A 20,887-nucleotide genomic window follows, 5' to 3' on the forward strand; every position below is an offset into this window, starting at 1 on the left:
TCTCATCTTCGCTTCCTTTGAATGAGCTACGATGAGCCGAAAATCCTCTCTTCTCAATTAAACCAATTCTGTCTCATGGGCGCTGATGTCGGACACAGATCGAAATCCCAGCATCATTCGTTCTCGTTTTCCAAGTGTCACGAGAGATTCTCCGCAAGATTGTTCAGGCCCTTGTGCGCTCGAAGCTCGACAGCGGGCATCATGGCCCTCTTGCCGCGCCGTATGGGCGCACCTTGTCGACGACGGTGCGCCTCGGCGGCAGGCCGAATGCCGCTTGCGGCGCAGTCATTTTTCATAGGCCGCTCTAAACTTCCGCCTCCATCGGCGGATCGTTTCATACGAGACGATGATCCCGGGCTCCACTCCTCGACCGTTTCGCCAGCAAATGCTGAGCATTGAGAGCCACCTGCGACGTCGTATTAGTTTTGTCCCGCCGCTCCGTCGGAAAAGTGTCATGTCCCGCCACTAGTTGCGGGCGTTTCTTTCACTGCCAAGTCACTCGAAACCATGCTTTCTTCTTCAAAACCCGCCACAAGCCGCGAACTCGTCCTAGAGAACGCCCGGATCGTTCTGGAGCATGGCGCGCCACGACAGCCCGGCACAATGAACCATCGATCCAGCACGCCTTAGGTTTCCATGGACACGGTCATTCTCGAAACCTTCGTGACAATTGTCGACACCGGCTCGATTGCAGAGGCCGCACGCCGCCGCGAGATTGAACATGCCGGCGCCATCGCTGCTCCTGAATGGAGCAGCGTGATCTCTGCGGCTCCGCGTCCTTGACCGTAGCGGATGCATGGCGACTGGTCCGTAATCTGGAAGTCCCTTCACACGACTTTCGACGTCGATATTTTAATTATGACTTTATAAACGATTGATACCTTCAAGGTGTCACCATGATCGAAACCCGCCTGCTCCGGCAGTTCATCGTCGTTGCCGAGGAGCTGCATTTCAACCGTGCCGCGAACCGTTTGAACATGGCTCAGCCTCCGCTCAGTCAGGCGATCAAGCGGCTGGAAGAGGAAATCGGCGCCCGTCTCCTCGAGCGCGACAACCGGAATGTGACCTTGACGGGCGCCGGCCAGGACTTCCTTCGAACGGCGCGCAAGCTTCTGGGTGAATTGGAAGAAGGCGTCGAAAACGCGCGCAGGATCGCAAGCGGGGTTGCTGGCCGCCTGTCCGTTTCCTTCATCGACACCGCGCATCTGGACTTCCTGCCGCAGATCCTCCGTTCGTTCCGGCAGGCCTATCCCGACGTGCAACTGGATTTGCACGAAGGCACGACTGCCCATCAGATCAAGCTTCTGCAATCCGCAACGATGGATGCGGGCTTCATGCGCTGGCCTGGCACGCCCGTGACCGGATTGGTGTTCAAGCGGGTGCGGAGCGAGGCTGTTCTGGTGGCGCTTCCGGCAGGACATAGGCTTGCTGTAGCATCCCGGGTTCCCCTGGCGGCACTTGCAGACGAGAACTTCATAGCCTCGCCCCGATCGGAGGGGCTCGGATTTCACGACCAGATGGTGGGGCTCTGCCGAAAGGCCGGGTACTCCCCCCGGATCGTGCAATTCGCCAACCAGATGCAGACCATCGCAAGTCTCGTCGCCGCTGGCATCGGAGCAGCCCTTGTTCCTGGATCTCTGGCCGCCGTCCGGCGCGATGACGTCGTGTTCCGGCGTATCGAAGTCGACGCGCCGGAACACGAATTGCATATCGATCTCGTTGTCTGCTGGAGGGCGGAAGAGCGTGGAGCCGTTCTGGACCGGTTCCTCGATCTGGTGGGGTCGATGCCGCCCCCGAGCCAGGAGCTGACTAACCCTTGACCGGATCGGTGATTGTCGATTGCGGAAACGCCGTCTGAATGACTTCGGCTACCATCAAGGCGTCCTCGTCGGCAAATCGGCGGGCAATGACCTGCACGCCGGTCGGCAGACCGTTTGGCGCGTCGGCCGCATTGACGAAGGCGGTGGGAACCGCGACGGAAGGAAGTCCGAGAAGGTTCACCGTCACCATGAGGGCTTGAGACGCGATCTGGTGACGCGTGTCATCCGCCGAGACAATGTCAAAGCCGCTCATGAAAGGCAGGTCGCCCGAGTTGGGGCCGATGAGGATGGGCCATCTCTCCATGAACTCGGACCAGCGACGGCGCATCGCCATGACCGCGGCCGTCCCGGCGACGTAGTCATCGATGGAAAGGGTCGGAGCAAGGTCGAGGAAGAACTGGTTCGCCTTGCGGGCCCCTTCGTCCGCGATCTGGCTGAATCCAGGCCATGCGGCGCGCAACTCGCTGAATACCATTCTTGCCCAGAGTTCCACGGCCTCCTCGATCACGGGAGGCGTGACCTCCTCCACCTGGAAACCTCGATCGGCGAGCCGTCGCGCGGTCTCCGTCAGGGCGTCTTTTACAGGCTGCGAAACGTAGAGGCCCGGGGACTCCATGATGATGCCCACCCGTTGCGGTCCCGGAAGTCCGGTTTGCGACGGGACGCCGTTCCATGCGGGGTCTCTGGCATCTCCCTCGCTGATGGCGGGCAGGCTGAGCAGAAGGTCCTCCACGTTTCGGGCAAGCATGCCTTCCACGTTGAACATCTGGTTGCAGAAGGAACGATCGTTTCGATAGGAACCGTTGAACATGGGGGTTCGTCCCATGGAAGGGCGGAGGCCGGTCACACCGCAGCAATAGGCAGGGTATCGGATCGAGCCCCCGATGTCGTTTCCATGAGCCAGCGCACCCATGCCGCTGGCCAACGCAGCCGCAGCGCCTCCGGATGACCCGCCGGGCGTGCGTTCCCGCGACCACGGGTTCACGGTCCGTCCGTAGACCGAATTGTCTGTTTCCCACCTGGAGGAAAGGCAGGGCGTGTTCGTCTTGCCGATGATGATGGCGCCCGCCGAGCGAAGACTTCGAACAACCGGGCTGTCGTCGGTGGCAGCTTCGGCGCTCGCCGAAGCGAGACCGTTGACGGTCCGGTGTCCTTTCAGATCCGTGTTGTCCTTCACGGTCATCGGGACGCCGAAAAGTCGCCCCGGCTCGAAGCCCTGGGCGAGCATCTGGTCTGCCAGGGTTGCGCTCGCAATGGCTTCCTCGGGTGCGAAATCCACGATTGCGTTGACCACGGGGTTCACCACCGCATAGCGCGCCAGGTGGGCGTCAACGACCTCCCTGCACGAGATCTGCCGCGCGACGATCGCACTTCGCGTCTGAGTGGCACTCCATTTCCAGGGATCGGCAGGAAGGCTTTGTCCCCGCAGGCTGGTGCTCGCACGCAAAAGCGGAACATTGAAAGCAGACGCACCGGTCAAAGCTAACACACCCGCAATAAATCGACGTCTTTCCATAAGATACTCCATTCAGGAAGAGACTCGTTATTTTTCGGGGCGGGATGATCCTGTCCAATACTCTCTTTTGACGATCTGATATCGAGAAAGTCTTGCACACCGAAAATGCAATCGCTGCACAATCAAGAGGCTGCGCGATCGCAGTTGGTGCAGCCAATGCGATCCGATGACGCTCGGCGCAGCCCCCCTGCCCCGCAGCATGATGCAATTCGTTCCGCCAGCAGATTGTCGGCGCCCAGAACCAATTGCGGCGTGGCAAGAATGGTTCAGATCAGTCGGCGCCGAGATGCTCACGCCCCACCTCATGGCGTTAGGACGTTGAAGAAAATCAATGTAACCGCACCGGCGCCGGAATGCTCGATACGACCATCGCCACGGCCTCAATCTGCAGCCGATTTATGTGGGATCACGCGCTCGCCGCATCGACAACGATCTTGTAGTTTTTCTAACGATTTTCCTCATTATTCTAAATTGAGCTAATCCCTCTTCAGTCCTACAGTTTCTCCATAAGCCGTTGTGGGAGGCGGCTGGGAGAGGCGCGGTGAAGGCCGCGTTTCCGGAGGAGACCTGTCGATCCGTGCGTTCCGTGTTCCGGAGGGTGTTCGCCCGATATCCGGAGGACCCTGCACGTCGATGATCCGGCCGGATGCTCTCGAGAGTTTTCCCCTGCCGAGGATGTTGAAATGAACCTTTATTCCCTGCTTTCGCTGCGCGCCGCCAACGGGCGGCCAGTCCGGGTCGGCCTGATTGGCGCCGGAAAATTCGGCTCGATGGTGCTGGCCCAGGCGCAACGCATCGCCGGCCTGCACATGGTGGCAGTCGCCGATCTCAATGTAGGCAAGGCCAAGGAAGCGCTCGAGCGCGTCGGCTGGCCGACGGAACGCTATTCAGCAATGAGCATTGGCGATGCCGTCAAGAACGGCACGACCTTCGTGACGGAAGATGCCAAGGCTCTCTTCGAATGCGGCGAGATCGAGTGTATCATCGAAGCGACCGGCCATCCCATCGCCGGAACGCGCCATGCGCTCGGCGCCATCGAAAGCCGCAAGCACGTGGTCATGGTCAATGTCGAGGCCGATGTCATGGTCGGGCCGATCCTTGCTGAGAAGGCGCGCGCCAACGGCGTCATCTATTCGATGGCCTATGGCGATCAGCCGGCCTTGATCTGCGAATTGGTCGACTGGGCGCGTGCCACTGGCTTCGAGGTGACAGCCGCCGGCAAAGGCATGAACTTCGAGCCACGCTACCGCTATTCAACGCCGGACACCGTCTGGGGCTTCTTCGGCTGGACAGAGGAAGAGGTCGCCAAGGGCGACTTCAATCCGAAGATGTACAATTCCTTCACCGACGGCACCAAGGCGGCCATCGAGATGGCGGCGGTCGCAAACGGCACGGGCCTCGATTGCCCGGATGACGGCCTCGCCTTTCCCCCGGCCGGACTGCACGATCTCGCTCGCGTCTTCCGCCCGGCCGCAGATGGCGGGCGCATGGCCCGCTCCGGCCTTGTCGACATCGCCGCCAGCCAGGAACCGGACGGGCGCGAAGTCTTCAACAACATCCGCTACGGCGTCTTCGTCACGTTCAAGGCACACAACGAGTATGCCCGCGCCTGCTTCAAGCAGTACGGCCTGCTCACCGATCCGTCCGGCTGGTATGCTTCGATGTGGCGCCCGTTCCACATCATCGGCCTCGAAACGTCGGTCAGTGTGCTATCGGCCGTGCTGCGCAACGAGCCCACCGGCTCGTCCAAGGAGTTCCGCGGCGATGCGGTGGCGACGGCGAAGAAGGATATGCAGCCGGGCGAGATGCTCGACGGCGAAGGCGGTTACGCCGTCTGGGCGAATGCCATCCCGGCCACCCGCAGCCTCGACCTGAAGGCACTGCCCATCGGCCTCGCCCACAATGTGAAACTCAAGCGGCCGGTGAAGAAGGATCAGATCGTCTCCTTCGATGACGTGGAGATCACCAACGATCTCGATGTCGTGGGGCTGCGCCATGAGATGGAAGAGCGCTTCCGCCCCGCCCGGACCGATGCTGTGTGATAGGGAGGGTGTGATGAGCAACTCTGCCTTTGTCGTGATCGCGGAATTTCAGGTGAAGCCGGGCATGATGGCCGCCTTCCTAGCGGCGGCGCGGGAGGATGCGCGCCACTCCGTTGCCGACGAGCCGGGATGCCGGCAGTTCGACGTCATCAGCCCGGAAGGGGAAGAAGACACGGTCGTCTTCTACGAGGTCTATGATGACCGGGCAGCATTCGACGCCCATCTGGAGACACCGCATCTGGCGCGTTTCCGCGAGGCGTTCCCGCCGCTGATCATCGAGGAACGGCCCGTTCGCTTCGCCGGACGGCAATATCCCTGAAGCGAGGGAGAGAACCATGCCTGACGCACAACCACACATCGCCGTGATCGGCACGGGCATCATGGGCGCGCCGATGGCCGCTCGCCTTGCGGGCGCCGGCTTCCCGGTGACGGCGTGGAACCGAACGACGGAAAAGGCGACGGCCCTTCGGGAGAAGGGTGTCGCCATCGCCGAAAGCGCGATCGAAGCCGTGGCGCAGGCCGATGTCGTCATCGTCATGCTCAGCTCCGGCCCGGTCTGCCAATCGGTTCTGGCCGAGCCGGGCGGTGTCATCGACCATATGCGGCCGGAGGCGATCCTGGTCGTGATGAGTTCCATTCCCGTGGAAACGGCGATTTCGATCGCCGAGGCCGCCGCCGCGCGGGGCATCGCCTGTCTCGACGCTCCGGTCTCCGGCGGCGAGAAAGGGGCGCGGGAGGGGGCACTGGCCATCATGGCGGGCGGCGAGGCTCGCGTTGTCGACGCGCTCGCCAAAGTGTTTGCGCCGCTCGGACGGGTAACGCATGTCGGGCCGGCGGGCAGCGGGGCGCTGACCAAGCTCGCCAACCAGCTCATCGTCGCATCCACGATCTGCGCGGTGGCCGAGGCGTTGACGCTGGCCGAACGTGGCGGAGCGAACCCCGCCAAGGTGCGGCAGGCGCTGCTCGGCGGCTTTGCTGACTCCACCGTCTTCCGCCAGCACGGGCTGCGCATGGTGGAAGGCGATTTCCAGCCGGGCGGACCGGCGAAATATCAGGTGAAGGACACCTCGACGGCGCTGGCCTTTGCCCGCGCCCGAGGCTTGACGCTTCCGGTCGGCGAGGAGGTTGACCGGCTGTTCCGCGCCATGGTGGATCACGGTGATGGAGACCTCGACCACAGCGGCGTCATTCTTGAACTGCGACGCATGAACCAGAGCGGAGGCGATTCCGCTTAAATCGACCTGAGACTTTCAACTGGGAGGACTGAAATGAAGCACTTTTCCATTCGCGCGCTGCTCGCTGCCGCAACCATGCTGACGGCCTCGATGGCGAGAGCCGAGACCCTGACGCTTTCGACGCCCGATCCGGACAATTCCGAAATCACCGTCGCAGCCAACAAGTTCGCGGAACTCGTTTCCGCCAAGACCAATGGCGAAGTGACCATCAAGGTCTTCCCGAACGGCACGCTCTACGGCGGCGATCCGTCGGGCGCGGTCAAGCAGCTTGCCGGCGGTTCGCTCGACATGCTGCTGCTGGCGACCTCGCTTTATGCCAACTTCAATCCGAAGTTTTCCGCGATCTCCATTCCCTATCTCTTCGATGACGAATCCCAGCTCCGCGACTATCTCGCGGGCGAGCCCGGCCAGGAACTGATCGCCGACCTTGCAACGATCGGCATCAAGGGCATCAACCTCTGGCCGCGTCCTTTCCGCCAAATGACCAACTCCAAACACCCTATCGAAAAGCCGGAGGATCTGTCCGGCCTCAAGTTCCGCGTGCCGAACAACCCGCTCTGGGTGGAGTTCTTCAAGAAGATGGGCGCTGCGCCGACGCCGATGGCTTTTGCGGAGGTCTATAACGCGCTTCAGTTGAAAGTCGTCGATGGGCAGGAAAATCCGATCAACGTGCCCCTCAGCGCGAAATTCTACGAAGTGCAGAAATACGCATCGATCACCAACCACATGGGCGACGGCTGGGTTCTCGGCATCAACCCGGCAAAGTTTGACGGCCTGAGCGACGCGCACAAGAAGGCGCTCGAAGAAGCGGCGGAGGAGGCTGAGGCCTGGAAGGTCGAGAACGACGCCGCGACCGCCGAAACGACCATTGCAGAGCTGGAAAAGCAAGGAATGGCGGTCAACCGTCTGACGCCTGAACAGCAGAAGGCTTTCGTCGCGATCTCGAAAGAACTCTATCCGGTCTTCGCGGGCCTCGTGAAAGACCAGGCGTTCTTCGACAAGACGATCGCGTCCGTTGGCAAGAACTGAGTGGCATGCCGAGCCGGATCGGCCTATGGCCGATCCGGACAGGAGGATACATGATGCACAAGAGCACTTCATTCTTTGGATGGATTCTCAAACTGGCGACCGATGCGATGGCCGGCGTTGCCGTGACGGGCGTGTTGATCGTCGTGCTGATCCAGGTTTCGAGCCGCGTTCTCGGCATGCCGGTTTCATGGACGGAGGAGGCGACCCGCTATCTCTTCGTCTGGATGATCTTCCTCGGCCTCGCCGCCGGCTTCCGGACGGTCGAAACCGCCCGCGTCACTGTCCTCCTCGCCGTGATGCCGGGCATTATCCGGCGTCTTTCGGTCCCGATCTATGTCGTCAGCTGCCTCCTGTTCTTCGCCCTGATGGGCTGGACCGGTTACAATCTCGTTCGTCAGCAGCTCGTCATGAACGAGACGGCCGCGACGCTCGGCGTGCCCATGTGGGTCATCGGCACGGTGATGCCGGCCAGCGCGCTGCTTGCTGTGCTCGCCATCCTTGAATCGCTGCGCTACCGCCGCGACCTGATCGCGCTTGCCGATCCGGCGCAGGGCATGCCCGAACTCATCCTCGCCGAGGAAGCAAAGCCGGCTGCGGAGAAAGAACCATGAGCCTTTTCCTTCTCGCCCTCTTTCTGGTCATGAGTGCACTCGGCGTGCCGCTGGCCGTCGCGCTCGGTCTTGCCAGCGTCGCCGCCATCCTGCTGTTCACCTCCACGCCGGTCGATCTCCTGGCCCAGAGCATGTTCTCCGCGATGAATTCGTTCCTGCTCGTGGCCGTGCCGCTCTTCATCCTCGTTGGCGTGCTCATGGAGCGTGGCCGGGTCGCCGAAAAGCTCTTCGATTTCGCGGAGGCCATGGTCGGCTGGCTGCCGGGCGGCCTCGGCCATGTAAACGTGGCCTCCTCGGTGATCTTTGGCGGCGTTTCCGGATCGTCCGTCGCCGACATCGCCTCCATCGGAGCGATCGAAATCAAGGCGATGGAGCGCCACGGCTTTCCCAAGGGGTACGCCGTCGGCTTGACGTTGAGCACCTCCACGCTCTCGTCGATCATCCCGCCCTCGATCCTCATCGTGATTGCCGGTTCGATTGCCAATGCCTCGATCGGCACCCTCCTGGTAGCCGGTCTCATTCCGGGCCTCTTCATCGCGCTGACCTTCATGGTCTTCAATCACTGCTACGCCGTCCGGTACGGCTACAATCCGCCCAAGCCGTTCAATCTGCGGCTTGTCGTCACCACGGGTATCGCCGCGATCCTTCCGATGCTGACGCCGGTGATCCTGTTGGTCGGCATCGTCGACGGCTATTTCACACCGACCGAGGCGGCCGGTATTGCGGTTCTCTACACGCTTTTCCTGTCCGTGGTGCTTTATCGCACCATCGCTCCTGGCGAGCTTCCGGGCATCTTCGTGGAGACGGCGCGCACGTCCGGCACAATCCTGTTCATCGCCGCGACGGCCAAGCTCGCCGCCTGGGTCTTCACCTTCGACGGGCTGCCTGCGCAGGTGGCGACCTTCCTTGGGACGATTAGCACCGGCCCCACCATGGCGCTCATCCTGATCTTCCTGTTCCTCATCGTCGTCGGCATGTTCATGGATGCGATCGCTGCCATGTTCATCCTTATTCCCGTGCTGCTGCCGCCGGCGGTCTCGCTCGGTGTGGATCCGATCCACTTCCTCGTCATCATGGTGATCACGCTGACGCTCGGCCTCGTTACGCCCCCCGTCGGAGTGTGCCTATTCGCGGTGGCGCAGGTGGCGAAGATGTCGATTGAGGACGTGGTGAAAGGCTCGCTCGCGCCGATGTCCATCCTCGTCGCGGCCATTATCGCCCTCGTGCTCTTCCCGAGCCTGACATTGATGCCCATCCGCCTGCTGGGGCTTTACTGAGATGACGAGGGATCACGAAATGTCACATGACGGCTTCCTGGTCGTCATGGGAACGGCTGGAACCGGTAAATCGGAGATCGGCCGGCGGCTTTCCGAACGCCTGCATTGCGCCTTCGTCGAAGCCGACGACCTTCATGCCCCAGACAGCGTCGCGCAGATGCGCCAGGGTATTCCGCTCAGCGATGCCCAGCGCGAACCGTGGTTGCAGGCAGTTTGCGAGCGAGCGATTTCGGTTCCAACTCGGCCGGTTGTCATCGCCTGCTCCGCCCTGAAACGGAGCTATCGCGACTTGATGCGCACCCGGCTTGGTCCCGTCCGGTTCCTCTTTCTTGACGGGTCACCCGAACTGATTGCAGCCCGTCTCACGGCGCGACAAGGCCATTTCGCCTCCATCTCGCTGCTGGAAAGCCAGCTGCGCACGCTCGAGCGGCCGGATGCCTCGGAACAGGCGGTCGTTCTCGACATTGCCCAGCCGGCGGACGTTGTGGTCACGAAGGCGATCCAGGCCGTTTCACCCGGTCTGTGAGGCCTGCCAGGCATCGCGCTCTTCCCGCAGCCAGTCCAGGAACTGACGCACCTTTTTCTGGCGCAGGTGATCGCGCGGGCAGACAATCCATTGGGTGACGATGCGCAGGTCCGGCGGCGCCGCGATCGGGCAGACAAGGCGGCCGCTCTTCAGTTCGTCCTGCATCATCAGCGTGCTCTCCAAAGCGATGCCCATGCCCCGCACGGCGGCGTCGATGGCCATGTGGCTGCGGTCGAACAGCACACGGCGCCAGCGTTCACCGGGGGTGACCTCCGCAAGCTGGAGCCAGCCCGTCCACTGCGCCTGCGACTTTACGGAATGGATCAAGCGATGGGCCAGGAGATCGGCGGGCAGGAGTGTGCCCGCCGCGGCGTACTCTGGCGCACAGACCGGCAGGAAGCGCTCCTCGGCGAGGCCCTCCACGAACAGGCCCGGCCATCGGCCGTTGCCGTGGCGCAGCTCCACATCGACCAGTTCCTGGTTGAAGTCGGTCGGTTCGTTGGTGCCGTCCAGACGGACCTCGAGATCGGGGTGCCGGTCCAGCAGCGCACCCAGCCGGGGCAGCAGCCATTTGTTGGACAAGGTAGGCGTTGCGCGGATCGTGAGCGTTGTCACCGATCGGAAACCACGGATGGTACCGGTAGCCTCCTCGATCCGCTCGATCTGCTCGGAAATCATGGAGAAGTAGCGCTCGCCAGCCTCCGTCAGCGCGACGCCCCTGCCGGCCTTGGCAAGCAACGAAACGCCGAGCTGGACCTCGAGCAGCTGAATCTGCTGACTGACAGCCGAAGGAGTTACACTGAGTTCCTCGGCGGCGCGGGAAATGCTGCCGGCCCGCGCCGTGGCGTGGAATACGAGGATTGCCTTGATGGGAAGCTGCATTCTGTCTCACGATCTCGATCTGGCGGATGTTAGAGCACGCAAGCCCGAATGAGAATAGAGCCGCGTCCGAGCGCCAGGTTGCGGGGGGCAGCCATGCAAAATCCGTACAGCACAACGCCACCGCGACTGACTATAATGCGACGAGTTCAAAGAGGTGACGGAAGATGATCTCGCAAGAAAAGCAGCCGAAGCGTGAAGCGGCATGGCGTAAAGTGTGGCAAGCCGTAATAGGCGAGCGGACCCGCGAGGCCCGTCGGGCCTTGTCCAAGCGGCATCTCTGAAACAGGTATTTTTGCGGTGGCGGAAGTGATGCGGCGGTGGCCGTAAAAATCCAAGCCGCAAAACCAACAGTCAAGGCTTCGAGCGCTCGAGACGGCATTGCGGTGCCCTATGCGACTGGAAATGCAGGGACGAGGCTCCCGATCCTGTTTATCCCTGCCCTGATGTGCATGACGTCCAGGAAAACGGCAAAGCCGTTGGCAGATCCCTGATCGAGTTGTGTCCAGCTCAGTTCAGTAACCGGTTTTCCCTCAGGCGGGCGGCTGCCATATCCACGAAGGCGCGAACCTTGGCGGGCGCGTGTCGTCCTTCCGGGTGGAGAATATGGATCGGCATGGGTGGTTCTTCATAGTCGCCGAGAACGATCTGCAACTCTCCCGCAAGCAAGGCCGGGCCAATCTGGTAGTGCAGAACCCTGGTCAACCCCCACCCTTCCCGGGCCGCCGTGATGACGGCCTCATTCGTGTTGCACTGGAGAACGGGATCGATCGTTACCCGATGGTCATTGGCAAAACGCCATTCCGGCGACGCCCAGGCGCTCGTTGACGCGGCGATGCGATGGTTCTTGAGGTCAGCAGGCGTGGTTGGGACGCCATGGCTTTTGAAATAGCCCGGAGAGCCGCAGATCACGTGTCGGACGGCACCGACTTTGACGGCGGAAAAGCCCGAATCCCGCAGATGGCCGATGCGAACAGCAACGTCCACTCCTTCTTCAACGATGTTGACCGGTCTATCGATAAACAGCGTCCTTGCATGCATGGTCGGGAAGGTGTTGAGGAAATCAGTGACAATCGGCAGGACGTACATTTGTCCGAACAAGGCCGAGGCTGTGATCGCCAGAGTACCGGTCGGGGTCGCATAGGAGCCACCGGCAGCAGCTTCCGCTTCCGCGATATCGGCCAAGATGCGCCGGCAATCCTCGAAATACCGGGTTCCTGCCTCGGTCATTTTGACAGAGCGCGTCGTGCGAACGAACAGGCGGGCACCAATGAGATCTTCAAGTGCTGCGACGGCTCGGGTCACCGCAGGCGCGCTCATATGCAGTTGGCGGGCGGTGTCGGCAAAACTTCCCGTCTCCGCGACCTTGGCAAAAATTCGCATTGCCTGCCATCGATCCATGCGCCCCCCAGGATTGCTCCTGCTGCTTCAACATGACCACTGCTCAATGGCCTAACCCCCGAAACAGGCCGAGCAAGGCCGTTTCGAGATCGATACCAATGACATAACTGGAGTTGCCATGAAAGAAGCGTCGGCGGCGGCCGTGTCAGAGTTCGAGTTGAATGTGATTTTCCCCATCACCCTCCTGCTCGGCCGGAACGGCGCAGCACAGCAGCACTTCGCCTTCGCCAATCGCTGCCGCTGGTTCCCTGACATAGGTCACCGCGCCCTTGGTGAGTGTGGTGCGGCATGTTCCGCAGCTGCCTGTCCGACAGCTGAAATCCGGGTTCAGGCCGCGGGCTTCGGCCAGCTCCAGAAGCGTGCCGGCTTCCGGCGTCCAGCGCGCCTCCTTCATGGACCCCATGAAGGCGACGGGCACGGGCCTGGTGGATGGTGGCCTGCGGACCGGGGATGCAACGACGCCAGCGTCGAGCGTTCGATTCAACGATGAAGGGCCAAACGCTTCTGCGTGAATCCGGCTATCGGCAATGTTGTAGCCTCGCAGCCCGTCATAGAGCGCCTGCGTGAACTGCGGCGGCCCGCAGACATAGAAATCATAGTCGTTGAACGGCAGGTACCGGGACAGCAGCGACATGTCGATGCGCCCGATCACGTCGTAGTCAACGCCCTCTTCAGCACCGCTTGCGTCGCTCAGAACCCGGATCAGCCGGACAGCGCCCTGCCCTGCCCTGGTCAACTCGGCGATTTCCCGGTCAAATGGCCGTTCCTGCCTGGAGCGCGCCGCATGAAACAGAATGACAGGTCGGATGCGCTGCTTGCGAAGCCCCTCGTAAACGACGTGGCGCAGCATGGCGAGCATGGGCGTGATCCCGACACCGCCAGCCAAAAGCACCGCCGGGCGGGTCGCGCGGGCGTCGATGGTAAAGTCGCCGGCCGGCGCCCGCGCCTCGATCGTATCGCCGACGCGGATGGTGTCGTGCAGGTGCTGGGACACGAGCCCGTCCCGCTTGACGCTGATGCGGTAGACGCCGTCCGATGGAGCCGCCGACAGGGTGTAGGTCCGGATGGCCGGCTTGTCGGCGCCGGGAATTCTGAGGCGGATCGGCAGATGCTGGCCGGCCGCATACGGCAGCAAACCTGCGCCATCGCCGGGCTGCAGATGAAACGAACGGATCGATGCACTTTCGTCCACGACCTTTGTGACCGTCAGGGTACGCCACTGTGTGGCAAGCTCCGTGGCACGCAGCCGGTCGGCGGCCTGCGCCCAGTCGCCGGTCATCAGCGAATTGGCCGACCATCCATTTTCCCGGAAGGTCCAGCGCAGGGCCAATGCGTTGCGGCGGCGAACGATCCGGCGCGCCTTGAAGGTCCACAGCCGCTCCGCGCCCTGGAAGGCGGCGATCTCCGGGGAGGCCAGGATGACCTCGGCATTGCCGGACATCTGCAGCATGTCGCCACTTGCATAATCGACGAAGAGCAGCCCGGCCTTGCCATTCAACAGGATGTTGCCGAGCGTGGAGAAGAACAGATTGCCATCGAAATCCGGAATGGTCAGCGTCCCGCCCTCTGCAACGCGAACGAAGCCAGCCTTGCCGCCCCGATGGGACACATCAACCTGGCGCCGGTCTTCGCGGTCGACATAGGACGCAACGAAAAAGGCATCCGCCGCCCCGATCATCGAACGTGCTGCACCATCCAGAGTTGGCAGGTACTCGACCGAGCCCGCATATGGCTCGCCGGGCTCACGCACGAATTCAAAGTCACGCAACTGGATATAGCGCGGGCAGTTTCCGAAACTCTGGTCGACATCGACACGGACGCCTTCCGGTGAACTGGAGACGATCCCGTTCATGCGGTTGCGGCGCCTTGTGTGCATTTCCATGCCGAGCAGGCCGATCGGCTGGTTCTCGCCCAGACCCTCGCTTGCGGGGTCGCTGGCATCGCCTCGGGCGGCGATATCCAGGATCTTTGGTGAAGGAGAAGACATGAAGCCGGAGCGGCCTTCAAGGAAGGTTGCCCACGCATCACCGCTTCCATCAACGCTGCCCAGCACAATATAGGGGAGCTGCGCATAGAAATCGCGGTGCTGATCGGGCATGAAGTCACGGATAACGCGCTGACCGACGGCGGCCATGCGCTCGGCCACGCCAAGCTTCTCCTGAATGAAGGTTTCGCCTTCGTGCCAGACCGGTAGTGCCTTCAATGTATCGCCCATGTTCCGTCTCCTGAAAAAGAAGGACCGGGCGTGCGCATTTACACGCCCGGATCTCGCCATCAAGCAGCCGCGAGACCCGCCGGCGTTTGAACGAAGGGGACGAAGCCTGGCAGGGATTCAACGCGGCGGAGAAATGCGTCGACCGCCGGGTAGGTGGAAAGATCGACATTTCCCTCAGGCGCCCTGGCCACATAGCTGTAGATCGCCACGTCGGCGATCGTCGGACCGGCACCAACCAACCATTGACGATCCGCCAAATGGCTTTCGAGCCTGCCGAGCAGCGTGTGGGCGCGGCCGATCACCTCTTCAGGATTGAACTTGGCGCCGAAAACCGTGATCAGGCGTGCCGCTGCCGGGCCAAAAGCCACTTCGCCGGCGGCAACCGACAGCCAGCGCTGGATGGCGGCAGAGCCTTGCGCGTCTTCGGGTAGCCAATCGGTACGGGAAGCCTTTTTGGCGAGGTAGACCAGAATGGCGTTGCTGTCGGAGACCACCACGCCATCGTCTTCCAGCACCGGCACCTGGCCGAACGGGTTGAGTTTGAGGAATTCCGGCCTCTTGTGCGCGCCGGCTTTCAGATCGACCTCGACCAGTTCGTGCGGCAAGCCAAGCAACGACAAGAAGAGGCAAGCCCGGTGCGAGTGGCCCGACAAAGGGTGATGATAAAGTTTCATTGTGTGCTCCCGCGAAAGTGTTGGATGGGTCCATTCCCGATCCGCATTCCGACGGTGCACCGATCAGCCGTCCGTGAGAACGGTCGACCTCCACAGTTCATAATTACAGCTGACGCAACAATCCCGATACGCGAACATCTCGCGGGCGGCCGAAGTCACCGAGGCGGACGGAACCGTGGCACGCTCGGTCCTCGATACCGTGAACGGTTACACGTTCGAGCCGATGGCTGCCGCGGAAGCAGCCCGGTGTGTGCTTGCCGGTGAGGCACGGCCAGGCTTCCATCCGCCGGAGGGCCTGTTCGGCAGTGACTGATCGACGAGTGGCGCCAGCGGCACGGCACAAGAGCCGCAGTGTTTCTATCGCTATCGGCCACCCGTGCGTAGGATCATGCGGCAAGGGGTATTCTCGATTGAACGAAATCCACGAACGCCCGCGCCTTGGCTCTTGCGAGCCGTCCGGTCGGGCGGACGGCTCAGAGATCGGTGTCCGAGAGCTCCCAGTCACCATGCACGTCCGGTCTAGGCCCGAAACGGCATCAGCAGTAGTAGACGCCGGCCGCGCATCGCCTGACTGTTCGTCTTGCCACGCCGGCCGCGCTGACCGGGGTGAGCGGCCGGCCGACGCGGGCTTCGGCGGGAAGGCCGGGGTCGAACGTTCCGGTTACGATCAGGCTCGAGCCTGTTTCCATTGCTCCCATGCCGATTGCGAGCATGACGAGCATCCATCTGATCCGTTTCGTCGTTTTCATTTCACGACCTTTCCCTTGTAGATCCCGGCGATCTCATCGAGATCCGGGATATCCTTGATCTCCACCTTCTTCGCCCCTTCCGGGGCCGCAAACGTGAACGTGGCATCGGCAGCGCCCGCGCCCCACGCGCTGAAGTCAAGCGTGTATTGGGGCAAGCCCTCGACCGTCTTGCTGGTGATCACGAACCGGCAGGGATGCGGCGTCTCGCCCTGGGCGATCCACATCTGCCAGTCCACCTCGGGGGTGCGGAAAGCGACGTGGTCGCATTCCTTGCCCCGGATCACGCCGCTGCCGAGATCCTTCACTTCGGTCACCTCGGCCAGAAGCACGGCCTCGGCGTCTGCACCCAGCAGGTCGGCGGCGGGCAGCGGGCGATGGTACTCATCGCGGAGCTTGTCGACCAACTGGTCGATCGTGCCCGGCAGTTCGGTCTGGGCGAAAATTTTCTCGCCGCGGTTCAGCACGGACAGCGTCTTGCCATCGAAAATCATCTCTACATCTGCGAAGCCACCCTGCCGCATGACATGCATCTTGTCGGGCCGCTGCATATGGACGCTGCCCGAGCTTGCTATGGCCAGTTTCTGGCCGTCCGTCGTCACGATCTCGAGGCTCGAGTCCACATCGAAGGACAGGTTCTGTTGCGCCCCGAGGTACTGGGTCATCGCCTTCAGGATCTCGCGCGCCTGCGCCTCGTCTGCCTGGGCCGCGGGCGCCCAAGTTCCCACGATCATGGCCGCCGTGATTGCCGCGATCGAGACTGCCCTGCGAAGATTTGGAAGATCAGGAGAATGTTGCATAGCGTCGCCCTCCATCGACCTGGCCCGGACGCGCCGTGACAGGACAAACATTCACCTTACACCAATCGCACCGAAAACAGTGGACTGCATTGACGTGGATCATGGGCAAGGCACAGCGCAGGGCTTGGTCGGGAAGAGACGGGTCAACGTGCCCGGATGCCATCGCCTTGCGAGCCCATCATGGCCAGCAGCGATCTCGGCATCGTCCGGTACTAGGGCGCGGACTCATTAGCACGTAGCCAAATTCGGATTGATGCGAGTTTGACGAATGCCAGGCAGTCTGAGCGAGACGCCGAAGATCGACGGCTGGCACGAAGCGTCGAACTGGGCGGCATCGTCTTACTTAGCCATGAAGCCCGAACCAATGCACAATCTGTTCAGCCTATTGGGAAAAAGGTACGATGCACTCTCGCTATGATAGTTGGGAGGCGGATGATGTATTATCCCGCACGCTGCATTGCGTTGTTGTTCTTCGTGCTGCTCGCACCACAACCGGCTTATTCAGAAACGATTCAAGAAAGCACTCGCCCGTGTAAAGGCGGGACACTGTCCAGCGAACTTGTCCGATGCGGCGCAGCGAATTCCTCCATCATCGCGCCAGGCGCGCAGCTTGAGAAGTTGGGCGAAGGCTATTCAGCAACTGAAGGCCCAGCGGCGGATCGTGACGGCAACGTGTTCTTCACGGATCACCCGAATGACCGGATCGTCAAGTGGAATGCAGCAGACGGGAAATTCTCCGACTGGCTCAAGCCGGCGGGACGCTCGAACGGAACTTACTTCGACAAGGCCGGCAACCTCCTGGCCGCCGCCGCCGAAAAAGGTGAACTATGGTCCATCGCGCCCGACAAGAAAGTGACGGTGCTCGCGACGAACTTCGGTGGCAAGCTATTCAACGGCCCAAATGACTTGTGGATTCGTCCAGATGGGGGCCTCTATTTCACCGACCCATTTTACTATGAGTCTTACTGGTTTCGCGACCCCGAGACGCGGATTCGCGGCAGAAACGTGTACTTCATGGCGCCCGACCGCAGGACTATCACACCTGTCACGAACGACATTAATGAACCCAACGGCATCATAGGTACGCCGGACGGCAAGGTGCTTTACGTTGCGGACCCTAGCCAGCAAATGACCTGGGCCTACGACATCCGGCCTGATGGCCAGCTCACGAACAAACGTATCTTCTGCCAACTCGGTTCTGACGGCATGACCATCGACTCTGATGGCAACGTTTATCTCACCGGGAAAGGCGTGACCGTATTCGACAAGACGGGCAAGCAGATAGAACACATCGTCGTCCCCGAGAGTTGGATTACAAACGTGGACTTTGGCGGCAAAAACCACGACCTGCTCTTCATCACCGCGGGCAGGAATGTTTACGGCCTCAAGATGAGAGTGAAGGGCGCGCGCTAGACAAGGAGCCAGAACATCCCTTGCGGGGACACGTATCAAAGCTGCAGGCTCGATTACGCGGCGCAACGTGGTTTTTCTAATGCACCTCCGACTGTACCGATGGCCATCAGTAAGCGATGTTCAAAGTTCGACTTCTGCTTATGGCCCTTCACGTCGTTTCGCTGCGATGCAGAATTTGGTCGCTATCGGTGTATAGCGGACTCTGGCAAGCCGTCCGCCCGGCAGATTTATGGGTTCACGGCCTAGTTCCCCACGATGCGGATCGGCACGCTTTCCAGGATCCTGTCGAGGCCGGGGGTGGCGCTTTCACCGAAGCGGCCGGCGGTGTTCAACCCGGACCCGATGAGTTGGACGACTTCGGGAGAGCCGGCGAACTTTGAATGGCTGCCCGAACTCGAGTTGTCGATTTCGGAGAGGTCGATGACGGTGGGCCCTAGTCGCTCCAGTTCCTGCGCATCCGCCGCGCCGACGCGCGGGACGCCCCCCGCAATCCGACGCGAGAGACGAAGAGCGCTGTCGTCCTTGGAGACGAGGATATACATCTTCTCGCGCACGGGCTGCGGCAGCAGCCCGATCTGGGTGCGGAACAGGTCGATGTCGATGTCGGGAGAGGCCAGGATGAAGTGGTTGATGGTCTTGCGGCGACCGAGGTAGCCGGCCTGCTCAGCGTCGACGAGGCCCTCCATCATCAGAAAGGCGCCCATGGAATGAGCGAAGAGATCGGCACTCTCGGCGCGGGTTCGCACCAGGATGTCGGCCATCTCCTTGATCTTGACGCGCGCCACAAGCGCGCTGTTGAGGTCGTAGACATAACGGGGCGCCCTGGCCGCGGAGGCCCAGGTGAAGAGGACGGGCACGCCCTGGAACCCCGTATCCTCGACGAACTGTGCCAGCCGAAGGAGCGCATCGCTCGTCGTGTTGTTGTAGCCGTGGATAAAGAGCAGCAGCTTGCGCTGGCCCGCCGGCCTCTTGGCCAGTTGACGGTCGATCTCGGCGATAAAGGAGGCTTCGTTGCTGTATGTCACCGGATCGACGATGGTGAACTCGGTGCGCGGATTGGGCGGCAGACGCTTCGCGCGTTCGAGCTTCCCCAGGGTGTGGTTCGGCGGAATAGTGACTTCCACCGAGGCAAGACCAAGCTCCGGCGCACGGCTTGCTGAGTAGAAGGCTCCCACGACCTCAGAGGCCTCGCGCGTGGTGATGATGAAGATGCGCTGGCGGCTGAGGTCGCGCACCGATGCGGCCGGGACCGCCGGGTTGGCTATGCCAGTCCGCGATCGGCAAGATCTTCACGATTGGCTACATCTTTTCGGGGATCGGCATTTTCGTGGCGGCGGTGACAGCCCTCGCCCAGGCGACGATGCGAGCCAAGCCGCCGCATGAGGACTGACACACTGGCCGGCGGTGATCTTGAGCCATATCAAGGCGGAACCGCGGTTGTGTGATAGGGTGCTCAACTCTGCAAGTGCGGGACTTCCGGACGTCGCGCGAGACTCCCGTCGGCGGAGACCGTCTCTTGGAGTTTCAAGACCTCGAGCATTTCAGAATAGACGTCCAGTCGTCCGTTTCGGGTCCTTTTGCTTCCCGGGATGAGCTGGGAAACGGGGTGGCGTGCAAATGGATCGTGCCCTGAACGAGATGCGAACGTCACCGTTGCTCTGGCTGCTGGTGTTCGTCCCCGTAGTCCTTGCGGGCGAACGCCTCTGGCCCGATCGCCATACGCTGCTGTTCCTGCTTTCGGTACTGGCCATCGTCCCACTGGCGGCGCTGCTGAGCCGGGCGACCGAGTCGGTGGCGGCGCGGACCGGCGATGCGATCGGCGGCCTTCTGAACGCCACGCTCGGCAACCTCACGGAACTCGTCATCGCGCTGACGGCCCTTCAGGCCGGCCAATACCTGCTGGTGAAGGCCTCGATTGCCGGCGCCGTCGTCACCAACACCCTCTTCATGCTCGGCGGGGCCTTCCTGATCGGTGGGCTGAAGTACCACGAGCAGGAGTTCAACCGCATAACCGCGCGCGTCCAGTCCGGCCTGCTCTTCCTCGCGACCGTGGCTCTGCTCGTGCCCTCGTTCGTCGCCCAGGTGGACGGACGCGAAGCCGTCACCCAGCCCCTCAGCCTCGGGCTCTCGGTCCTGCTGATCCTCGGTTACGGCCTCTCGTTGCTGTTCGCCCTGAAGACCCACAAGGAGGCCTTCGCGAGCGCCGGCCATGGCGAGGCGGATGAGGAGCCCTGGCCGATCAGCTTCGCCCTGGTCACCCTGGCGCTGGTGACGGTGCTGGTCGCCCTCGTCAGCGAGGTCTTCGTGTCCTCGGTACAGATCGCGGCCGAGACGCTGGGAATGTCGTCCGCCTTCGTCGGCTTCGTCGTCGTCGCGATCGTCGGCGCCGCCGCCGAGATGACGACGGCCTTCTCGGCCGCCGCCAAGGACCGCCTCGACCTCAGCGTCGGCATCGCACTCGGCAGCGCCGCCCAGATCGCGCTCTTCGTGGCGCCGCTGCTTGTGCTCCTGAGCTATGTCATCGGGCCGCAGCCGATGAGCCTGCAGTTCTGGCCGGGCGCCATCGCGATGATGCTGATTGCGACCATGGCGGCTGCGCTGATGACGAACGGCGGCCGCTCCGCCTGGTTCCTCGGCGTGATGATCCTGATGGTCTATGCGATTTTTGCGCTGACCCTCTTCCTGCTTCCGCCGGCGTCATGA

Annotated in this window: 21 protein-coding genes and 1 pseudogene; 13 read left to right on the forward strand and 9 right to left on the reverse strand. The window is 62.0% G+C overall.

What is annotated here, in order from left to right; translation table 11 throughout:
* Positions 1 to 84: 84 nt before the first annotated feature.
* Positions 85 to 265 (reverse strand): annotated as a pseudogene (locus tag CRO48_RS33540) (IS6 family transposase); the annotation flags it as partial.
* Positions 266 to 636: 371 nt separating this feature from the next.
* Between CRO48_RS33540 and CRO48_RS31885 the strand changes: the two are divergent.
* Together CRO48_RS31885 and CRO48_RS24615 are read left to right on the forward strand one after the other, a co-directional pair.
* Positions 637 to 783, forward strand: a complete 147-nt coding sequence (locus CRO48_RS31885) for a helix-turn-helix domain-containing protein (RefSeq protein ID WP_141402118.1) — start codon at positions 637 to 639, stop codon at positions 781 to 783.
* A gap of 113 nt (positions 784 to 896) precedes the next feature.
* Positions 897 to 1,820, forward strand: coding sequence for a LysR family transcriptional regulator (locus CRO48_RS24615; RefSeq protein ID WP_097142417.1), 924 nt, complete (start codon positions 897 to 899; stop codon positions 1,818 to 1,820).
* Here the strand turns inward: CRO48_RS24615 and CRO48_RS24620 are convergent.
* Positions 1,810 to 3,336 (reverse strand): amidase, encoded by a 1,527-nt coding sequence (locus tag CRO48_RS24620; protein WP_176526878.1) that lies wholly within the window; start codon positions 3,334 to 3,336, stop codon positions 1,810 to 1,812. The two genes, CRO48_RS24615 and CRO48_RS24620, sit on opposite strands and share 11 nt — an antisense overlap.
* 683 nt (positions 3,337 to 4,019) lie before the next feature.
* Here CRO48_RS24620 and CRO48_RS24625 point away from each other — a divergent pair.
* From CRO48_RS24625 to CRO48_RS24655, 7 genes are read left to right on the forward strand one after another with little or no spacing between them, the layout of a single operon-like run.
* On the forward strand, positions 4,020 to 5,378 hold the full coding sequence (locus CRO48_RS24625) for an NAD(P)H-dependent oxidoreductase (RefSeq protein WP_097142419.1): 1,359 nt from the start codon (positions 4,020 to 4,022) through the stop codon (positions 5,376 to 5,378).
* A gap of 13 nt (positions 5,379 to 5,391) precedes the next feature.
* Complete coding sequence (locus CRO48_RS24630) at positions 5,392 to 5,697, forward strand: putative quinol monooxygenase (protein ID WP_097142420.1); 306 nt, start codon at positions 5,392 to 5,394, stop codon at positions 5,695 to 5,697.
* 16 nt (positions 5,698 to 5,713) lie between these two features.
* Positions 5,714 to 6,613, forward strand: coding sequence for an NAD(P)-dependent oxidoreductase (locus tag CRO48_RS24635; RefSeq protein ID WP_097142421.1), 900 nt, complete (start codon positions 5,714 to 5,716; stop codon positions 6,611 to 6,613).
* A gap of 33 nt (positions 6,614 to 6,646) precedes the next feature.
* Positions 6,647 to 7,642, forward strand: a complete 996-nt coding sequence (locus CRO48_RS24640; RefSeq protein ID WP_097142422.1) for a DctP family TRAP transporter solute-binding subunit — start codon at positions 6,647 to 6,649, stop codon at positions 7,640 to 7,642.
* A gap of 50 nt (positions 7,643 to 7,692) precedes the next feature.
* Complete coding sequence (locus CRO48_RS24645) at positions 7,693 to 8,253, forward strand: TRAP transporter small permease (RefSeq protein WP_407071954.1); 561 nt, start codon at positions 7,693 to 7,695, stop codon at positions 8,251 to 8,253.
* The gene (locus CRO48_RS24650) at positions 8,250 to 9,530 is read left to right on the forward strand and encodes a TRAP transporter large permease (RefSeq protein WP_097142423.1); all 1,281 of its coding nucleotides are present in this window, start codon (positions 8,250 to 8,252) and stop codon (positions 9,528 to 9,530) included. Before CRO48_RS24645 ends, CRO48_RS24650 begins: the two co-directional genes overlap by 4 nt.
* 19 nt (positions 9,531 to 9,549) lie before the next feature.
* Positions 9,550 to 10,056, forward strand: a complete 507-nt coding sequence (locus CRO48_RS24655; protein WP_176526879.1) for a gluconokinase — start codon at positions 9,550 to 9,552, stop codon at positions 10,054 to 10,056.
* Here CRO48_RS24655 and CRO48_RS24660 read toward each other — a convergent pair.
* The 4 genes from CRO48_RS24660 to CRO48_RS24675 all read right to left on the reverse strand — a co-directional run bounded on the left by CRO48_RS24660 (position 10,042) and on the right by CRO48_RS24675 (position 15,225).
* The gene (locus CRO48_RS24660; protein ID WP_097142425.1) at positions 10,042 to 10,938 is read right to left on the reverse strand and encodes a LysR substrate-binding domain-containing protein; all 897 of its coding nucleotides are present in this window, start codon (positions 10,936 to 10,938) and stop codon (positions 10,042 to 10,044) included. The genes CRO48_RS24655 and CRO48_RS24660 overlap by 15 nt on opposite strands.
* A 507-nt stretch (positions 10,939 to 11,445) precedes the next feature.
* Entirely contained in the window at positions 11,446 to 12,336 is an 891-nt protein-coding gene (locus CRO48_RS24665) for a LysR family transcriptional regulator (protein ID WP_097142426.1), read from the reverse strand.
* 145 nt (positions 12,337 to 12,481) lie between these two features.
* Positions 12,482 to 14,551, reverse strand: a complete 2,070-nt coding sequence (locus CRO48_RS24670; protein WP_097142427.1) for an FAD-binding oxidoreductase — start codon at positions 14,549 to 14,551, stop codon at positions 12,482 to 12,484.
* 59 nt (positions 14,552 to 14,610) lie between these two features.
* Complete coding sequence (locus CRO48_RS24675; RefSeq protein ID WP_097142428.1) at positions 14,611 to 15,225, reverse strand: glutathione S-transferase family protein; 615 nt, start codon at positions 15,223 to 15,225, stop codon at positions 14,611 to 14,613.
* A 175-nt stretch (positions 15,226 to 15,400) separates the two neighbouring features.
* On the opposite strand from CRO48_RS24675, the gene CRO48_RS32385 reads away from it, so the two are divergent.
* Positions 15,401 to 15,538: a hypothetical protein gene (locus CRO48_RS32385; protein ID WP_176526880.1), complete on the forward strand. Its 138-nt coding sequence runs from the start codon at positions 15,401 to 15,403 to the stop codon at positions 15,536 to 15,538.
* Between the two features lie 223 nt (positions 15,539 to 15,761).
* On the opposite strand, the gene CRO48_RS24685 is transcribed toward CRO48_RS32385, so the two are convergent.
* Positions 15,762 to 15,974, reverse strand: coding sequence for a hypothetical protein (locus CRO48_RS24685; RefSeq protein WP_097142429.1), 213 nt, complete (start codon positions 15,972 to 15,974; stop codon positions 15,762 to 15,764).
* On the reverse strand, positions 15,971 to 16,771 hold the full coding sequence (locus CRO48_RS24690; protein ID WP_097142430.1) for a DUF2092 domain-containing protein: 801 nt from the start codon (positions 16,769 to 16,771) through the stop codon (positions 15,971 to 15,973). Before CRO48_RS24690 ends, CRO48_RS24685 begins: the two co-directional genes overlap by 4 nt.
* 435 nt (positions 16,772 to 17,206) lie before the next feature.
* On the opposite strand from CRO48_RS24690, the gene CRO48_RS24695 reads away from it, so the two are divergent.
* Complete coding sequence (locus tag CRO48_RS24695) at positions 17,207 to 18,184, forward strand: SMP-30/gluconolactonase/LRE family protein (RefSeq protein ID WP_097142502.1); 978 nt, start codon at positions 17,207 to 17,209, stop codon at positions 18,182 to 18,184.
* A gap of 242 nt (positions 18,185 to 18,426) precedes the next feature.
* On the opposite strand, the gene CRO48_RS24700 is transcribed toward CRO48_RS24695, so the two are convergent.
* Positions 18,427 to 19,419 carry an alpha/beta hydrolase gene (locus CRO48_RS24700; RefSeq protein ID WP_245423654.1) on the reverse strand — a complete coding sequence of 331 codons (993 nt, stop codon included), beginning with the start codon at positions 19,417 to 19,419 and terminating at the stop codon, positions 18,427 to 18,429.
* A 2-nt stretch (positions 19,420 to 19,421) separates the two neighbouring features.
* Here CRO48_RS24700 and CRO48_RS24705 point away from each other — a divergent pair, with 2 nt between their 5' ends.
* Together CRO48_RS24705 and cax are read left to right on the forward strand one after the other, a co-directional pair.
* A complete protein-coding gene (locus tag CRO48_RS24705; protein WP_176526881.1) occupies positions 19,422 to 19,574 on the forward strand; it encodes an ion channel in 153 nt (50 codons plus the stop codon).
* A 227-nt stretch (positions 19,575 to 19,801) separates the two neighbouring features.
* On the forward strand, positions 19,802 to 20,887 hold the full coding sequence (cax, locus tag CRO48_RS24710) for a calcium/proton exchanger (protein ID WP_097142432.1): 1,086 nt from the start codon (positions 19,802 to 19,804) through the stop codon (positions 20,885 to 20,887).

The organism is Rhizobium subbaraonis (assembly GCF_900220975.1).
In the GTDB taxonomy this organism is placed as follows: Bacteria; Pseudomonadota; Alphaproteobacteria; order Rhizobiales; family Rhizobiaceae; genus Mycoplana; species Mycoplana subbaraonis.

What these genes read in the sequence shown, in the direction of transcription:
- CRO48_RS31885 (WP_141402118.1), top strand. Translation starts at nt 637, where the DNA reads ATGGACACGGTCATTCTCGAAACCTTCGTGACAATTGTCGACACCGGC.
- CRO48_RS24615 (WP_097142417.1), top strand. Translation starts at nt 897, where the DNA reads ATGATCGAAACCCGCCTGCTCCGGCAGTTCATCGTCGTTGCCGAGGAG.
- CRO48_RS24620 (WP_176526878.1), bottom strand. Translation starts at nt 3,336, where the DNA reads ATGGAAAGACGTCGATTTATTGCGGGTGTGTTAGCTTTGACCGGTGCG.
- CRO48_RS24625 (WP_097142419.1), top strand. Translation starts at nt 4,020, where the DNA reads ATGAACCTTTATTCCCTGCTTTCGCTGCGCGCCGCCAACGGGCGGCCA.
- CRO48_RS24630 (WP_097142420.1), top strand. Translation starts at nt 5,392, where the DNA reads ATGAGCAACTCTGCCTTTGTCGTGATCGCGGAATTTCAGGTGAAGCCG.
- CRO48_RS24635 (WP_097142421.1), top strand. Translation starts at nt 5,714, where the DNA reads ATGCCTGACGCACAACCACACATCGCCGTGATCGGCACGGGCATCATG.
- CRO48_RS24640 (WP_097142422.1), top strand. Translation starts at nt 6,647, where the DNA reads ATGAAGCACTTTTCCATTCGCGCGCTGCTCGCTGCCGCAACCATGCTG.
- CRO48_RS24645 (WP_407071954.1), top strand. Translation starts at nt 7,693, where the DNA reads ATGATGCACAAGAGCACTTCATTCTTTGGATGGATTCTCAAACTGGCG.
- CRO48_RS24650 (WP_097142423.1), top strand. Translation starts at nt 8,250, where the DNA reads ATGAGCCTTTTCCTTCTCGCCCTCTTTCTGGTCATGAGTGCACTCGGC.
- CRO48_RS24655 (WP_176526879.1), top strand. Translation starts at nt 9,550, where the DNA reads ATGTCACATGACGGCTTCCTGGTCGTCATGGGAACGGCTGGAACCGGT.
- CRO48_RS24660 (WP_097142425.1), bottom strand. Translation starts at nt 10,938, where the DNA reads ATGCAGCTTCCCATCAAGGCAATCCTCGTATTCCACGCCACGGCGCGG.
- CRO48_RS24665 (WP_097142426.1), bottom strand. Translation starts at nt 12,336, where the DNA reads ATGGATCGATGGCAGGCAATGCGAATTTTTGCCAAGGTCGCGGAGACG.
- CRO48_RS24670 (WP_097142427.1), bottom strand. Translation starts at nt 14,551, where the DNA reads ATGGGCGATACATTGAAGGCACTACCGGTCTGGCACGAAGGCGAAACC.
- CRO48_RS24675 (WP_097142428.1), bottom strand. Translation starts at nt 15,225, where the DNA reads ATGAAACTTTATCATCACCCTTTGTCGGGCCACTCGCACCGGGCTTGC.
- CRO48_RS24685 (WP_097142429.1), bottom strand. Translation starts at nt 15,974, where the DNA reads ATGAAAACGACGAAACGGATCAGATGGATGCTCGTCATGCTCGCAATC.
- CRO48_RS24690 (WP_097142430.1), bottom strand. Translation starts at nt 16,771, where the DNA reads ATGCAACATTCTCCTGATCTTCCAAATCTTCGCAGGGCAGTCTCGATC.
- CRO48_RS24695 (WP_097142502.1), top strand. Translation starts at nt 17,207, where the DNA reads ATGTATTATCCCGCACGCTGCATTGCGTTGTTGTTCTTCGTGCTGCTC.
- CRO48_RS24705 (WP_176526881.1), top strand. Translation starts at nt 19,422, where the DNA reads ATGCGGCCGGGACCGCCGGGTTGGCTATGCCAGTCCGCGATCGGCAAG.
- cax (WP_097142432.1), top strand. Translation starts at nt 19,802, where the DNA reads ATGGATCGTGCCCTGAACGAGATGCGAACGTCACCGTTGCTCTGGCTG.